Genomic DNA, 15,892 nt, shown 5'->3' with positions numbered 1-15,892 from the left:
ATAAGAATCACAAAATCTTAACCAAACCGTAACAATTTAATAACATTTTTGTTACAATAATGTTTTATTAAATAACACTATAATCTAAAATTAAAATAATTTAACCTTACTCAATAATTTACTTTACTTTGTTACAAGAGGAAAAACAGATCCATGTTTACAAATGCAACGGTTGACTCACGTATACTTCGAATTTATGCAAAGCGTTATTTTAAATTTGATTTTGTAGCAGCTATAGTCGTATTTCTTGTTGCTATCCCATTATGCCTAGGTATTGCACTCGCCTCTGGTGCACCTCTTTTTTCTGGAATTTTAAGTGGAATTGTTGGAGGCGTCGTTGTCGGTTGGCTAAGTAGCTCTCACGTCAGCGTCAGCGGTCCTGCAGCAGGCATGGTGGCAGTAGTAGTTGCTGCCATCGCTCACATAGGCGATTTTAATTCATTTTTAATTGCCGTGATACTTGCCGGTTTACTTCAAATTATTATAGGAAGCTTAAGAGCTGGATTTGTAGCGGACTATGTTCCCTCGAATGTAGTACAGGGTCTACTGTGTGCAATTGGTATTTTATTAATAATCAAACAATTGCCTCTCGCATTCACTCTTTCTGCGGATTTCAACGAACTCAAAACTCATTTATTAGAAACAACCGAAGAAATCACATTAAGCCCTATCCTCGCCTTGTACCATCATATCAACACTGGTGCGATGTTAATAACAATACTTTCAATATCTACTTTAATTTATTTTGATGTGACGAAAAATAAGGTATTAAAGGAAATACCCGCACCCATTCTTGTAGTTATTTTAGGGGTGCTACTGAATGAACTGTTTCAATGGACTGATTCAAACCTGGCTCAAAATTCGCCGCAACTGGTTAACATTCCTCAAACAAATGGTTTTTATGATCTCTTTAGCCAACTGGAATATCCCAATTGGGCTGCCCTAACCAATCCTCAAGTCTATGTGTATGCTTTTATCATTTGCATTGTAGCTTCTCTTGAAACCTTATTAAATCTTAAGGCAGGGGAAAAGTTGGATAAAAAACGTCGACACGCCTCTTCCAACCGAGAATTAGTTGCTCAAGGGGTCGGAAACATGACGGCGGGTTTAATTGGAGGAATTCCTATTACTTCCGTGATCGTTAGAACATCCATTAATATTCAAGCGGGCTCTAAGAGTAAAATATCTGCTATTTTACATGGAATTTTCATTTTCCTTGCTGTGTTGTTAATCCCAGGTACGTTAAATAAAATTCCTTTATCTTCATTAGCTGCCATTTTGATCTACACCGGTTATAAACTGAATAAACCTTCTATTTATCGCTCCATATATGCCCAAGGAAGTGATCGCTTTATTCCATTTATAGCTACTGTGATTAGCATTATAGTGTTTAACCTCTTGACAGGTATTTTAATTGGGTTAGCAGTCAGTTTGTTCTATATCTTAAAATCAAATAGCCAGGCACGGATTAACATTCTTAAAGAATTTCATCCAACAGGAGAAATTAATCGCTTGGTTCTCCCTCAACAAATGACTTTCTTGAACAAAGCAGCCTTGGTTGCTGAACTTGATTCTATTCCTAGAGAATCACAATTAATTATTGACGCGCTATACTCAATACATCGATAAAGAAATTTCAGAACTATTAAAAGAATTTAAAGAAGAGCAAGCACCCAATAAGAAAATTGCTTTAAATATGATTGGCTTCAAAGAACATTATAAGATTCATAATTATATTGATTTTATCAATGTAACAACATATGACGTGCAATCCAATCTGTCACCAGCACAAGTATTAAATATTCTCTATGAAGGGAATCAACGCTTCCTCAATGACAACCTAATTCACCGCTCAAACCAATTGGACATTAAATACACAGCCAAAGAGCAGCATCCTATTGCCATTGTTCTCGGTTGTATCGATTCAAGAGTTCCTGTAGAAACGATTTTTGATGTAAGTTTTGGTGATATCTTCTGCGTACGCGTTGCTGGAAATGTAGTGAACAATGATGTTTTAGCCAGTATTGAATATGCCTGTAATGTTGTTGGTGTCAAACTCATTATTATTCTCGGCCATACCCGATGCGGCGCCATTCAATCTGCATGTGATGGAGTTGAAAAAGGTCATATTACGGAATTACTTGATAAAATAAAGCCCGCAATCAATGCCGAACGCGAAACAGAAGAAAGTCGTAACAGTAAAAATACAACATTTTTGAATAACGTCACTGAGCTAAACGTAGCTAATACCATGCAAAAAATTTATGAGCGTAGCTCCATTCTGCATGAAATGATAGAACAAAATGATATTTCCATGGTTGGAGCCGTTTATAATGTTCAAACAGGTAAAGTTCATTTTAAAAATTATGAGTATGAACTAAGTCAACTGGGTGGAAAAAATTATGAACACCTTGCTTCTAAATTAAATGAATTATTAGAAGAAACCAAGATGAAGGTATAGTATTTACAACACATCGCTCCCCACACTGAGTTTGGCAAGAGGTCCAATATCCACTCATCTGTTTTTGAACAGAAACTTCTGTATAATGCTGTTCAATTAAGAACAATACTATTTCAGGAGTAGAAATGCGTGCGTCACAATGGTTTTTAGCAACTCTAAAAGAAACTCCAAACGATGCGGAGGTAGTCTCCCATCAATTGATGCTGAGAACAGGAATGATTCGTAAACTTGGCTCAGGCCTTTATACCTGGATGCCTTTAGGTTTAAAAGTATTACGCAAAGTAGAACACATAGTTCGCGAAGAAATGAATCGCATTCATTCTATGGAGCTGCTGATGCCTGCAGTACAACCTGCTGAGCTATGGCAAGAAACTGGACGTTGGGATACTTTTGGCGGACAGCTTCTTACCATGAAGGATGCTAATGGTAGAGACTATTGTTTTGGCCCTACCCATGAAGAAGTCATTACTGACATTATGCGTAATGAATTACAATCCTACAAGCAATTGCCAGCAAGTTTCTATCAAATCCAAACTAAATTCCGCGATGAAATCAGACCGCGTTTTGGTGTAATGCGTGCTCGTGAATTTATTATGAAAGATGCTTATTCGTTCCATTTAAATTTGGAAAGCCTGCAGATGACCTATAAAGATATGTACCAAGCTTATTGCCGTATCTTTGATCGCCTAGGACTTAAATATCGCGCAGTTGAAGCAGATACAGGAGCCATTGGCGGTTCCGCATCTCATGAATTCCAGGTATTGGCTGATTCTGGAGAGGATTTGATTTTCTACAGTGACCAAGGAAATTATGCAGCAAATATCGAACAAGCTACCAGTCTAAAACCAGAAAAAGCAACCCCTACCAGCCAAAAAATGATTTTGGTTGATACGCCAAACACCAAAACCATAACAGAAGTGGCAAAATTCCTAAACGTAGAAAGCAGCCAAACCATCAAAACCTTGATTGTAAAAGGAAGAGAGCATCCTATGGTTGCTTTGGTTTTAAGAGGTGATGACGAGCTGAATGAAGTTAAAGCAATAAAACATCCTTCAGTACATTCCCCCTTACAATTTATAGATGAAGAAACTGTTTTAAAAACTTTAAAAGCACCAATTGGTTCATTAGGACCAGTCAATTTATCTATTCCAGTGATTGTGGATCATCATGCGCTTGCTATGGATTCTTTTATTTGTGGCGCTAATCAGGCAGACAAACATTATCAATATGCAGCTTGGGATAAAGATATCAGTGAGTACCTTGCTGCTGATTTGCGTAATGTAAAAGAAGGCGATGTCAGTCCAGATGGAAAAGGGGTACTTCGTTCTTGCCGAGGCATTGAAGTTGGGCATGTCTTTCAATTAGGTGATAAATACGCTAAAGCCATGAATGCCACAGTGATTAATGAACAAGGTCAATTAGAAACCATGTTAATGGGATGTTATGGCTTAGGTATCACCCGTGTGGTTGCAGCAGCCATTGAACAACATCATGATCAACAGGGAATTATCTGGCCTCAAAATATTGCACCCTTCCAGGTGGTCATAATTCCTTTAAATGGACATCGATCAGAGGTAGTCCAAAAGCAAGCAGATGCATTATACGAACGTCTAAAGGAGTTAGGTATCGATGTATTAATTGATGATCGTAATGAGAGAGCGGGCGTATTATTTGCAGATCACGATTTAATAGGTATTCCACATCGTATCATCATAAGTGAGCGGAATATGGAACAAAACTGTGTGGAATATAAAAACCGAGCCACAGGAGAAACACAACAGTTAAGCCTGGATAAAGCAATTGATGCACTCATCCAATTAGTCACAAATAATTAAGTACAAATCTGTAGCCTGGGTGCAGCAAAGCGGAACCCGGGGCTTTAACTGAGGCACATTATTTCCCGGGTTCCGCTTTGCTGCACCCAGGCTACAGATTCTGCATTAATATTTACTCGAATGGTTGGACTTGAGTACAAGATGCGCCAAATAAGGCCGTTCCTTGCTCCTAGTTTTCATCCCCAGGATTCCCCTGGGTATTCAAATAAGTCAGTACCTCATTGTTTTTTAGCGCTTTTACTCCAATTGTAGTGATTTGATTAAACCCCACATCTAACGTATAAAGAGTTGCTGTTTCAGCTAATGCCAATGCGCCATCATCGCCAATATAGTTATGGCTTAAACCCAAATTTTGCAGATGTATCATTTTTGCCAAGATTTTTGCGCCATAATCCTCAATAAGATTATTACTCGCATATAAATTATTCAGAGAGCTTATTTTTACCAACTCAGCAATGCCTTCATCATCAATTAAATTATTGTCGATGTTCAGTAGGGTAAGATGATTTAACTCAGATAAAGCGTGCGCACCTTCTCGACCCACATCACAATCAACAATTGTAAGCCACTCAAATGTCCTGGCCTGGGCTAAAAAAACTGCTCCCTCGTTATGTAAGGGATTATGATCAATAATGAGATAAAGCAAATTAGGTTTTCTTGCTATAATTTTCGCCCCTTCTTTACCAATATTATTGTCTTCCAAATCAATAAGCTTGAGCGATTGGTTTCTATCAAGAAATTCGATACCTTCATTACCTAAATGATTACTGCTTAAATATAAACTTTTCAATGTCTTATTCGCAAACAGTGCCTTTGCACCTGCTGCACCAATTTGAGCTTTTCTTAGAGAAAGATGAATCAGGGATTTATTTTTTGCTAATGATTTAGCACCCGAAGAACCAATAGGATTACCGTCAAGAGAAAGAAAAAACAAGGTAGTATTATTTGCTAAAGCTTCAGCTCCATAGGGACCAATATGATTGTCTCCCAAAAATAGATAAACCAGAGAGGTATTTTTTGCTAATACCTCAGCTCCTAATGAGCCGATACGATTTCCATTTAGAAATAGAAGGCGAATATGAGTATTAGTAGAAAGTAATTCTGCTCCCTGATAGCCAATCTCATTATCGGAGAGACTCAAGCGAGTAATTTCGGGATGCTCATTGAGGTAAGATAGAATTTGCGGAATATCTCGATCATGTATAGAACATTGATCCATAAATATACCACCATCGCTGACATATGACTCTATATTTTCAACACACTGATTACCTTGTGATACAGAATTTTTTATTTTATCCTTAGCAAACAGAGGTGAAATCATTGCACTCAATATAAGCAAAAGACAGAAAGCAGCTTTTCTCATCATGAACCAATCCTTTTTGTTAAATCTGATGTCCATAAGCCAGGAAATAAAAACTATGAAGTTGTATCACGAAGATAAATAAAAACCAACACACCAACTCATAAGATTCCTAGAGGATAGGTACGAAAGGATATTTTTGCGATTCATCAGGGGTAATTCGATTTAAGGATGGCATTTCTCGTTGCTCTAATTTTTTTGCCTTTGTTTATAGAAACTAGTTTCGTGATCTCCACACCAATAAAGAAAATTTGAGATGAATAATACACCCAAATTAAAATAATAATTAAAGAGGTTGCGGCGCCAAATATAGAATATTTAAGAAATTGTATCAGGTAAAATTCAATGAGAATTTTCCCGAAACTAAATAATAAAGAAGTGATTAATGCCCCTAACCATACATCGCGCCAATTTAATACTACATCCGGTAGAAACTTAAATATCATCGCAAATAATAATGTGAGAACAAAAAAAGAGATTAAGTGATTTATTATTAAATCCATTAAAATATTTGGACTCATCATATAATTTAAATATTTACTTATGAGCGTGAAACCAGTACTCAAAATTAATGATACTAATAATAAAAAAGCAATTCCTAAAACAATAACAAAAGAAAAAAATCGACTTTTTAACTTTACAAACCATCCTGTATCAGGATTTGTTTTGACACCCCAGATCTCATTTAATCCCATTTGAATCTCAATAAAAACTCCCGAGGCAGTGAACAAAAGAACTATAAAGCTAATTACTCTTGTTAAGAAAGAAGGAGTTGTATGATGTCTATCTTGAATTATTTCCTGAATTTGTAAAGCAGGTTCTTTTCCTAGTAAACTGCTTGCTTGGGCCAAAATTTGCTCACGAGAAGTTTCTTCACCAAATATGGTTCCTGCAATGAAAATACAAATTAATAAAATTGGGGCAAGGGAAAATAATGTATAATAAGCAAGTGCTGCGGCTTTACTTGAAACCCTATCAAGGCTCCAATAATTAAATAGTTCTTTTAAGAAATTCCAAGAGTTCATTAAAATCATTTTTTTTCCTTATAATAGGAACTCTTTTAATTGGGAGATACAAAATGTCTGTGTGTGCACCGTGGCCTATTGTTCAGCAAGTGCTTTCAGAAAACGGTTTACCCAGTTACATATTTAAATCCATTTTTTATTTTAATACTACATATAGCGAAGGAAAGCCAAACATTTTTTATTCTATTTTAAGGTACTTCCTTGAGCTGCAGTAATGTAATGCTACCGTTTACAGTAAATGCACTTCAAAGAAAAATATTTAAGCTTTATTCGTATTGCGAAGTGCATTGCTTTCACCAAGTACTATTCCCGTGAGGGTTTCTGAAAATATGTCGAAATTTTGGGAATATGAACCGGTATCAATTATGGGAAACATGATATGTTGAAAAAAATGAGCTCTTTTTTCAATTTCTTCAGCATAAATTTTTGCTACAAGTTTGGGATCATTTTTAAATGCACCACAACCCCATGCACCTAGGATCGCATAAGGTCGTCCTTCAAGAATTAATGTATCCAGTTGTGCTGCAATTCGTCGGCGCAAATTAGCTTCATACGCTTTTAATACTTCAGGCGCTTGTGATTGTGATTCAGTAAAATGTTCAGGAGCAGCCGATCTCAATTCATAAAAAGGAAAAATACTTGATGCAGGAAGAAACAAGTAACTTATATCAGGATTGGGCTCATGGCCTCTTGATATGTATTCATTTTCTGATGATGGGTCAAAATAGAGTTCCTCACCTCTAAAACACACTCGTGGTTCTTTACTAAATAAGACTTTATAGAGTTCATCAGAAGAAAAGACTTCAGGACAACGTTCTTTTAGAATGCCAATTTCCGCATCAGTCATTTTCTTCCTTGCCTCAACCAGCTTTCTGCCTTCCTCAGTATATAAAAATGAGTAGGTATTATTATCAAATTTGATCCATTTATTCATCAATGAAAGTGCACAGGTAGTTCGATGCCACATATTTTCCTCTTGTGCATTTCCTCCTTCGAATACAGCTCCCCCGGGGTAGAGTGAATTCGCCATATTCAATACAGAATAAAGTTCACCATGCTCTTTCGTTGCCTCTAGAGTTGCAGTTCCCCAATCTTTAGGGACAACTTCAACTTTCAAAGGAGCCCTGGATTTTGTTTTTGCCCAACGTTTTAAATTGTCTGTTGCGTGTTGTTGTAACTTTTTTTGTTCTTCAGGATTTGTTATCTGCTCTATAGTTTTTCCCATGCTTTGATAACGCCAACTTCTACCTGATAAAGCGCCACTTATTAAACCGGGTTTTTGGGCTTTGTACGCTTCTTTTAACAAGGAATAAGATACACTATGTGAGGAAACTCGCCTGAAAAATCTAGCTCTCATAATTTAATCCCAAATATATTTTACACTGAGTCATTTCCCGGCTTCACCTTATGGTTATCGCTTTATCTCGATATCAAAGAGCATGCTTTTCAATTTTCCCTGATGAATACTCCTTAAAGCAGACAAATTGATTCATAAGCGAATTAATTAGATTATATATTTATCATAGTGTATATAAATTTGAATTCAAGAAGACACTTAAGCCGTTTTTTATAAGAATATTTTGACTTAGTGTTTGATTACACTTTGTGCGAACTATTTAACAGGAAGCTACTCAAAGAAATACAAAATCTTGTATTAGGTTAGGTTATGTGACATTCATAAAATCGCCTTTTTCTGAAGTAAGTTATCTGGTTTTTCTTTCTCCTTTGGGGAAACTACAATTGCAAAGGGTTCGCTTGAACTGCCATCTATAATTTTATTCAATAACTTTACCCTTATTAAAACCCTCATCGTTTTGCTCTCCTCAGAGCATTTTATATCCTGCGGCTCACGCTTACAATTTGCAACTTGGTGCACTGTGTCTATAGGACTGGTATCGCTATCAATCACTTTTTGATGCTCTAAGTCGATAAGAGTTAGCTCCAGATGACTGAGCGCCCATTCGTTTCCTTCAGAAGTATATCCCACACGTCGTTCATGAACTAAGGTAACCTTTTCCCCTCGTTTAAGTATGGTTTGGTATTCCCATATTGGGTTTTCTGTAGTGAGCTCACTTTCAATAATATTGTTTCTTTGTTGAAATGCTTTTTCCATGTTGAGGTAACCCCAGCCATAAGTTCTATTCCAGGCTGAGCCCATAATCTTAGAATGTCCAGAATCTGCTGTACCAGCATCAGTCCAGGTATCAGCACTATTAATGAGTAACGCTTTGATGGCCATAGGATTCTTAATCCCTGCATCTTGTAATAACAATGCAGAAGCGCCCACATGCGGGGCTGCAGAGCTGGTCCCCCCCATAAGACGATACCCATCTTTGTAGTGCATTGCATTGGAATAGATAAAGCCATACACCTTGGGATCAGGGGCACAAGTCATCGTATCATGGCCAGGTGCAGTTAAATCCGGTTTACGTCTACCAAAAGGTGTAGGTCCTCGGCTGCTGGTGTCCTTAATATGATGTTTACTTCTATCTGCAGTTTTTACAACTGTTTCATTTTCAGAAACAATCGTATTCATATTGGCAACCGTAATTCCATTGTAATTATCGCCAGGAACAGTTAGGGTGGAGGCAAAGGTGAATTGATGTGCGGGCTCTATATATCCTGCATTCCCAGCTGATTTTACCCAGAGAATTTTTTGAGTATTCACCACATAATCTATAACTTTTGCAAGCCCACTCCACTCAGGACAAGCAGGACAATTTAAATCCAGCCTTCCATTCCCCATGCTGTAATTAATAAGTGTGGGTTTAACCTCAGAACGGTGCACCATCCAATCCAAAGTTTCCATAGTGCGCATGATACTTGAAGGATCGGCTGTTTCCTCTCCTGCTAATCCAGAAATAATTGTAGAAGCACCATAAGCCATACCTTTGTACTTTTCATGATTACTGGCATAAATGCAAGCTACACCGGTTGCATGTGGCTCTTTTACTCCATTAATGATATTAGAATAGCCTGAACCAAGTTCTTGATGCACTATTAATCGCTTACTGGATAATGCGGGGTGCAAAGGATCTACTCCAGTATCGATTATACCGATAATTCCTTTTTGACCGGTATAACCATGATCCCACCAATTACTTACATTAGGGTAAAAAGATGAAGGTGCAAGTTTCAAAACTTGAGCAGTCACTTCCAGCTCCGATTGCGCAGCAAAATGTGAGGAAATTTGTGCTGCGGCATCAAAATTAGCAATTTGATAAAGTAAGTTACGACTCCTGGGAATCTGAATTGCTACTGCAGGCATGAAGCCTAAATCTTGAACGTGCACATCCTGAATTTTTTTTATTTCTTCTACAAATGATTCTTTTTCTGAAAGATTATGTAAAAAAACCAGAAGTGATAAAGGAGTTTGAGTAGAAGTTTTGGAACGTTTTAAAGTTTGGAACACATCAGCATCAATAATAGCCCTAGCAGAAAGAATAGGACTTACCGTGAGTAAAGTTATCGCCAGATAAAATCTATTGAATTTACGCCACATAGAGTGCCTCATTTATGGAGTCAATATAATGAACAATATTTACCTACCCCATAGCAAAATATTGTTTTCAGAATAATTTTAAAGCAAGGAATCAAAAGAAGAAAGCCATCGTGTAAAAAAATTTCAATTAATACAATAATATAAGCTCATTTCTGCTTTTGAGCAGAATCCTTGAGGGACTCTTCGAAATAAAGATTCAGTTTTATAAAACGCTTAACAAGATGTATCACTCCAAATTTGTCATTTCGAATGAGTAGTGTGTTTTAAAATAAAAAAACGTGCAAGCAAGAAACCTATAATAATTCCTGCAAAATTTATCCAATATAATGGCCAAGAAAAAATTCCAAGCCCCACAATATTCGGACCCGGACAAATTCCAGTTATTCCCCAGCCCACACCAAAAGCTGCAGCCCCAAGAACAAGCTGCCAATCAAACCATAATTTGCACACTAAAATAATTAAATTGACACAATGGGGTTTAATTTGATATGTTAGTCTGTGTAGATAAAATTTTAATCAAAACGAAAATATCACAATGAATCAGTGCAATACGAATAAAAGCAATAACTTTCCTGCAGTTTTCACTGCAAAGGTATCGCTATGCCATGATTCTTTACCTACAGCAAACTCCTCAATAGATATTATTATTATTTTGCCCTCTTCCCCCTAGAGCGGTCAGCTATTTCTTATTCCCGAACCTCTCTAGGGTGGAACATCGGGTGTTTGGAATAACTGAATATTAATGCTGGAGGGTATCGTGACTCAAACTAACTCTTTTAACCTAAAAAACAATTGCTTGCCCTTTGTTATGTGGTTTTTTCCACTATTGTTTTTTGCGCTTCAATTTATATTGCGTCTATGGCCAGGATTGATGATGCAAGAAATAATGACTCGATTTTCAATTGATGCAGCCAGTTTTGGTCTCTTAGCTGCATTTTATTATTATGGATATGCAGGAATGCAAATTCCTATGGCATTATTGCTCGAAAAATTTGGCGCTCAAAAAGTAGTTTTTATCTTTGCACTACTTTGTGGTTTAAGCGCCCTACTCTTTACCTCCACCCATAATTTTTACCTGGCTTTATTAAGCAGATTTTTAATTGGGGTCAGTTCGGCTGTTGGTTTTTTGGGCGTATCCAAAGTTATTTCTGAATGGTTTCGTAGCACTCAATACTCCCAAATGGTTGGATTTTCTTTTAGTGTTGGGCTTTTAGGAGCGGTCTATGGCGGCAAACCATTGACGCAATTGCTTTCAACCTACGGCAGTCAACGGATAGGATTAGTACTTGCACTATGCTCCATAAGTGTAGGTGTATTCGCTTATTTAGTCTTGCGTACGCCCAAGAGTTTAAAAGCAACACAATCTAATGAGTTAAATCTATCTCATTTATCGGTTTTGTTCACCTCAAAAATATTATGGATCCTTGCCCTAGCTAATTTGTTAATGGTTGGTGCACTTGAAGGGTTTGCTGATGTTTGGGGCGTATCCTTTTTAACTACCGCCTACGGTTTTGCTAAATCGGATGCAGCCTTGCTTGTCTCGTTGATTTTTGTAGGTATGTTATTTGGAGGACCATTGCTTGCATTTCTTAGTAAAAAAATAGGAAATTATACCGTTATAGGAATTTGTGGCATCGGATTAGCCTTAGCTTTTTTGGTGATTCTCTCTGGAAATGTAACCAATTGGTGGCTCCTTGGAGCTTTATTCTTCATTATTGGGCTTATGTGTTGCTATCAAGTCATTGTATTTGCGGCAGGATCCGCTCTTGTTTCCAACAAACATTTAGGAATAACCATAGCCTTTTTAAATTGCATCAATATGCTTGGCGGCTCATTTTTTCATACTTTAATAGGCAAAATAATGGATTGTTACTGGGAGGGGAACCTAACTGCGAATGGGCTAAAACAATACAGTCTTTCCTCCTACCATCATGCTTTGATGGTGATACCAGTCTGTGCTCTTTTAGGAGCGGTACTCATTTATTTGATTCATAAGCATATTAAGAGTCAGGTGAATCTAAAGTCGGTTGAACCCGCTGTGGTTTCTGAAGCTTCATTTTGAGAGTAAGCTCAATAGCACCCATTGAAATTAATGGGTGTTAATTTCATTAGGGTCCCTAATTGACTTGAGTTGCATTATAAACTCTTCTTCAATTTTATAATGAAGACAATTGTTTTTTATTTTTTCAATATAACCCAACTCTTCCAATCTATTTAGAGCAGGGAGAATATCTGGAGACAACTCATAGCGAAACCGAGGCACAAACGAATTCAATATTGCCTCTTTTTCAACTACAAGAAACTCTCTTATGTTCTTATTGTTAGGATGAGTCACATCATTTTTAATCCTATTCATAAAATGAGAATAATCATTAAAAAGCTTATCCAAATCCAATATTTTTTTATTCTTTATATTTTTAGTATTTTTTCTATTATTCATGAATTTTTGTACGTGCCACCCACCCAGAGTGGTAGTAAGACAACCCGCTAAAAAGCCAAATAAAAATGAGGTATCCATAGACATTGTTTCAATTAAAATTTTGATGGTACAAAAATAGGAGCATCGATGTAATAAGTTGGTTAATTATATATCAAAAAATAATTAAAAGTAACAACACTTTTTTAAGATCGCAAACCATTCCAAACGTTTGCCAAGAGGGCGCTCCGCTTGATTTTTCAAGTGGACATGAATAAAATACACCTAATTTGTTCTGTTTGAAACTCGTCTGCATGCATCATGAACACTACGCCAGAACTATTGCTTCACATAACTCGTCAAAAGAGGATACTATGCTAAAAAAGTTCTTCATTTTTTCCATTATGGTTCTAGTTGGCATGTTGACTGCCTGTGGTCCTATCTATAATACAGAATACAGTTTTGTTCCGCCAAAATCAGATATCGCAAAAATGTGTACAGCCCAATGTATTCAAGGCAAAAATGATTGCGAACAAAGTTGTCGCGTGGATAATGACAATTGCCGTATGAGAGCACAACAAAACGCGATGTTTGAATACAAGCAATATAAAGAGGACCGAAAAAAAATGGGTTTACCGATTAATAAATCAGTGAATGATTTTGATCGAAGCAGCAGCTGTATCAACTCATGTCGATGCGAATCCACCTATAGAGCATGTTATTCCGCGTGTGGCGGTGAAGTCCAAGAACATAAAGTATGCGTTGCTTTCTGTGACAAGCATCAATAAAAAGTATTCTCAGACTTTAAGCTACCAGTAAGCAAACCAGCGTTATTTAATTCGGGTTTGTTTACTGCTTAACAGCACTATTAATCACTGGATCTTCGAGATTAATACGAATAGCATTAAATGAATCATTGCTTGGTAGTCAAAAATGTCTGAAAAACCATCCCTTGCGAACCCCCAAATTATTGAACACTTAAAAACTGATTATCACATCGATACACTGAGCCTTACCTATCTCCCCATCGGTGCAGATATGAATGCTTCAGTATATAAAGCAGATACAAAAAATCAGTCTTATTTTGTCAAGCTAAAAAAGGGTTATCATCATGATGTAGCGATTGATATTTTGGAGCTTTTATACGAAAGCGGAATTCAGCAAATTATTAAACCCATCAACACCGTTGCAAATCAACCCATTTTATATGCTGATGGATTTAGCCTCATTGTTTATCCCTTTATTCACGGACAAAATGGTTTTAATCAGGCCTTGACAAAAGAACAATGGATCACATTTGGGAACACTTTAAAGCAAATTCATGAAATCAAAGTACCAATACCCATTCGACAACAACTTCGACACGAATCATATGCATCGAAATGGAGAACGAGTGTACGAGCACTTTGGGAGCACATTCAAAAACCATCTGCTGTGGATGAGTACGCACTCAAACTGATCACATTCATGAGAAAAAACCGTGAGGTGATTGTTAACTTAGTAGATCGCGCAGAACATCTCGCCCAAAAGCTACAAAACGACTCGCCTCAATTGGTCTTATGTCATTCTGATATCCATGCTGGCAATATATTAATAAGCCCTCATCATTCTATCTACATTGTAGATTGGGATGAGCCGATAATGGCACCAAAAGAACGCGATCTAATGTTTATAGGCGGTGGAATTGCCAATGTTTGGAATGAACCATATCAAGAAACTCTTTTCTATAAAGGTTATGGCAAAACAGAGATCAATAAAGCACTTTTAGCCTATTACCGATGTGAACGCATCGTAGAAGATATCGCTATTTACGCTGAAGAGATACTTTCTGTCTCATCAGAGCATGGAAATAAAGCGGAAGCGTACAAACATTTCATGAGTATGTTTACTACAAATGGAGTAATAGATATCGCCTTGAACACTGAAGAAATATAACAGGAACAGATAAGTATATTTATTTTACAATTTAAAAAACCTTTGCCACACTTTATATGACCAGTTCTTAATGAGTGCGGAATAATAATGAAGAAAATCATCCTGTATTTTTTAGCGTTCATTGGCATAATATCCCTATTATTTCTTATCTCCCAATGGTTTACCCGAAGTGGCCAAACCATGTATGCGGGAAGCCCCATGCCTACAATGGCAGCGGTTAGCAGGCCTGATTACGCTGCTGGCTCAATGGCAATGCAAGTTAAAAATCAGTCTAATGCAAGCCAACCTTCAGACAATGTAATGCGCGGTATGATTATTCGTAACGCGAATATTTCCTTGCAAGTTGATAACATTAACTCAGCAATGGAAAAAATCTCTCAATTAGCAGAAAACTCAGGAGGTTACGTCGTAAGCTCCAATATAATGCAAGATAATAATGATGCGAGTAATACCACTGCAAATATCAGCATAAGAGTACCTGCCCAAGGTTTAAATAACGCTCTAAGTGCATTGAAATCATTAGCAACACAAGTCACCCAGGAATCAGTAACGGGTGAAGACATTACGCAACAATTCGTCGATTTACAAAGCCAGCTTAACAACTTGCAAACTGCTAAAGAGCAGCTATCCAAGATTATGGCCAAAGCAAAAGAAACATCAGATGTTCTTGCTGTGTTCAAACAATTAAGTGATGTACAGGGACAAATTGATGTAATCCAAGGACAGATTAAATATTTCAAAGAATCGGTAGCTTATTCATTAATCAATATTAACTTGAATATGAATCCAATAATTCAGACAGAGCAACAAAAACAATGGAAAATAACAGAAGCATTTATTGATTCCTACCATGCCTTAGTGGATAAATTACGTAACGTTACTTACGGTTTGATTGAATTTTTTGTGTATTTTTTACCGTTAATTTTGTTATGGATTTGTCTCTGCCTCATTGTCTATTGGATCGGAAAAAAAATCTGGAATAATTTAAATAAGAATTAACTCGTCTAATACTCTGTATATGTAACTGGATGCTGCGACTTGTTCCTGAGAGATCCCCACAAAATCGAAACAGGAAAATACATATTCTACATTTACAGCTATGCCTAAAAAACTGTCATCCCTGCGTAGGCAGGGGATCCATTTACAATATACACGGGAAAAACAAATTAAAAGGGAAAAGACAATGGAAAATTGCCTTTAATCGAGTGAAACAAATCCTCAGTGGTTTAATTTGAGTAATGAACTATTTTGATGGATGGATCCCTGCCTACGCACACTACTGTCCGGTAAAAGGAAAAAGAATAGTTGCACGTCCTTGATAAAACACCAAGAATGGCATCCTAAATCCCTATTTA

General features: G+C 36.9%; 11 protein-coding genes and 1 pseudogene. 6 read left to right on the top strand and 6 right to left on the bottom strand.

Going from position 1 to position 15,892, the window contains the following annotated elements:
- The first annotated feature begins 153 nt into the window (after positions 1-153).
- Positions 154-2,461: pseudogene (locus Lani_RS09295) on the top strand (SulP family inorganic anion transporter).
- Between the two features lie 125 nt (positions 2,462-2,586).
- Positions 2,587-4,296: a proline--tRNA ligase gene (locus tag Lani_RS09290; protein ID WP_019233787.1), complete on the top strand. Its 1,710-nt coding sequence runs from the start codon at positions 2,587-2,589 to the stop codon at positions 4,294-4,296.
- Positions 4,297-4,465: 169 nt separating this feature from the next.
- Here Lani_RS09290 and Lani_RS09285 read toward each other — a convergent pair whose 3' ends face one another.
- The 5 genes from Lani_RS09285 to Lani_RS21095 all read right to left on the bottom strand — a co-directional run bounded on the left by Lani_RS09285 (position 4,466) and on the right by Lani_RS21095 (position 10,636).
- Entirely contained in the window at positions 4,466-5,665 is a 1,200-nt protein-coding gene (locus Lani_RS09285) for a leucine-rich repeat domain-containing protein (protein ID WP_019233788.1), read from the bottom strand.
- A gap of 143 nt (positions 5,666-5,808) precedes the next feature.
- Positions 5,809-6,693: a YihY/virulence factor BrkB family protein gene (locus tag Lani_RS09280; protein ID WP_019233789.1), complete on the bottom strand. Its 885-nt coding sequence runs from the start codon at positions 6,691-6,693 to the stop codon at positions 5,809-5,811.
- A 250-nt stretch (positions 6,694-6,943) separates the two neighbouring features.
- Positions 6,944-8,041 carry a TIGR02452 family protein gene (locus Lani_RS09275; RefSeq protein ID WP_019233790.1) on the bottom strand — a complete coding sequence of 366 codons (1,098 nt, stop codon included), beginning with the start codon at positions 8,039-8,041 and terminating at the stop codon, positions 6,944-6,946.
- Between the two features lie 318 nt (positions 8,042-8,359).
- A complete protein-coding gene (locus Lani_RS09270) occupies positions 8,360-10,186 on the bottom strand; it encodes a S8 family serine peptidase (protein WP_058388516.1) in 1,827 nt (608 codons plus the stop codon).
- A gap of 240 nt (positions 10,187-10,426) precedes the next feature.
- Entirely contained in the window at positions 10,427-10,636 is a 210-nt protein-coding gene (locus Lani_RS21095) for a DUF6691 family protein (protein WP_317851291.1), read from the bottom strand.
- Between the two features lie 292 nt (positions 10,637-10,928).
- Between Lani_RS21095 and Lani_RS09260 the strand changes: the two genes are divergently transcribed.
- Positions 10,929-12,248 carry an MFS transporter gene (locus tag Lani_RS09260; protein ID WP_085956446.1) on the top strand — a complete coding sequence of 440 codons (1,320 nt, stop codon included), beginning with the start codon at positions 10,929-10,931 and terminating at the stop codon, positions 12,246-12,248.
- A 27-nt stretch (positions 12,249-12,275) separates the two neighbouring features.
- On the opposite strand, the gene Lani_RS09255 is transcribed toward Lani_RS09260, so the two are convergent.
- Positions 12,276-12,704 (bottom strand): hypothetical protein, encoded by a 429-nt coding sequence (locus tag Lani_RS09255; protein WP_019233794.1) that lies wholly within the window; start codon positions 12,702-12,704, stop codon positions 12,276-12,278.
- A gap of 272 nt (positions 12,705-12,976) precedes the next feature.
- Here Lani_RS09255 and Lani_RS09250 point away from each other — a divergent pair, with 272 nt between their 5' ends.
- The 3 genes from Lani_RS09250 to Lani_RS09240 all read left to right on the top strand — a co-directional run bounded on the left by Lani_RS09250 (position 12,977) and on the right by Lani_RS09240 (position 15,536).
- On the top strand, positions 12,977-13,390 hold the full coding sequence (locus Lani_RS09250; protein ID WP_019233795.1) for a hypothetical protein: 414 nt from the start codon (positions 12,977-12,979) through the stop codon (positions 13,388-13,390).
- A 145-nt stretch (positions 13,391-13,535) separates the two neighbouring features.
- Entirely contained in the window at positions 13,536-14,537 is a 1,002-nt protein-coding gene (locus Lani_RS09245) for a phosphotransferase (protein ID WP_019233796.1), read from the top strand.
- A gap of 87 nt (positions 14,538-14,624) precedes the next feature.
- Positions 14,625-15,536 carry a DUF4349 domain-containing protein gene (locus Lani_RS09240; RefSeq protein ID WP_019233797.1) on the top strand — a complete coding sequence of 304 codons (912 nt, stop codon included), beginning with the start codon at positions 14,625-14,627 and terminating at the stop codon, positions 15,534-15,536.
- Positions 15,537-15,892 lie beyond the last annotated feature (356 nt).

It is taken from the genome of Legionella anisa, from assembly GCF_001467525.1.
Taxonomy (GTDB): domain Bacteria; phylum Pseudomonadota; class Gammaproteobacteria; order Legionellales; family Legionellaceae; genus Legionella; species Legionella anisa.
Note: the sequence above shows the minus strand (reverse complement) of the source record. Positions and strands in the feature narration are given on the sequence as shown.

Bases quoted from the DNA above. Each gene is read 5' to 3' on its own strand.
- Lani_RS09275 (WP_019233790.1), bottom strand. From the start codon at position 8,041: ATGAGAGCTAGATTTTTCAGGCGAGTTTCCTCACATAGTGTATCTTAT.
- Lani_RS09240 (WP_019233797.1), top strand. From the start codon at position 14,625: ATGAAGAAAATCATCCTGTATTTTTTAGCGTTCATTGGCATAATATCC.
- Lani_RS09245 (WP_019233796.1), top strand. From the start codon at position 13,536: ATGTCTGAAAAACCATCCCTTGCGAACCCCCAAATTATTGAACACTTA.
- Lani_RS09255 (WP_019233794.1), bottom strand. From the start codon at position 12,704: ATGGATACCTCATTTTTATTTGGCTTTTTAGCGGGTTGTCTTACTACC.
- Lani_RS09260 (WP_085956446.1), top strand. From the start codon at position 10,929: ATGCTGGAGGGTATCGTGACTCAAACTAACTCTTTTAACCTAAAAAAC.
- Lani_RS09250 (WP_019233795.1), top strand. From the start codon at position 12,977: ATGCTAAAAAAGTTCTTCATTTTTTCCATTATGGTTCTAGTTGGCATG.
- Lani_RS09270 (WP_058388516.1), bottom strand. From the start codon at position 10,186: ATGTGGCGTAAATTCAATAGATTTTATCTGGCGATAACTTTACTCACG.
- Lani_RS09280 (WP_019233789.1), bottom strand. From the start codon at position 6,693: ATGATTTTAATGAACTCTTGGAATTTCTTAAAAGAACTATTTAATTAT.
- Lani_RS09290 (WP_019233787.1), top strand. From the start codon at position 2,587: ATGCGTGCGTCACAATGGTTTTTAGCAACTCTAAAAGAAACTCCAAAC.
- Lani_RS09285 (WP_019233788.1), bottom strand. From the start codon at position 5,665: ATGATGAGAAAAGCTGCTTTCTGTCTTTTGCTTATATTGAGTGCAATG.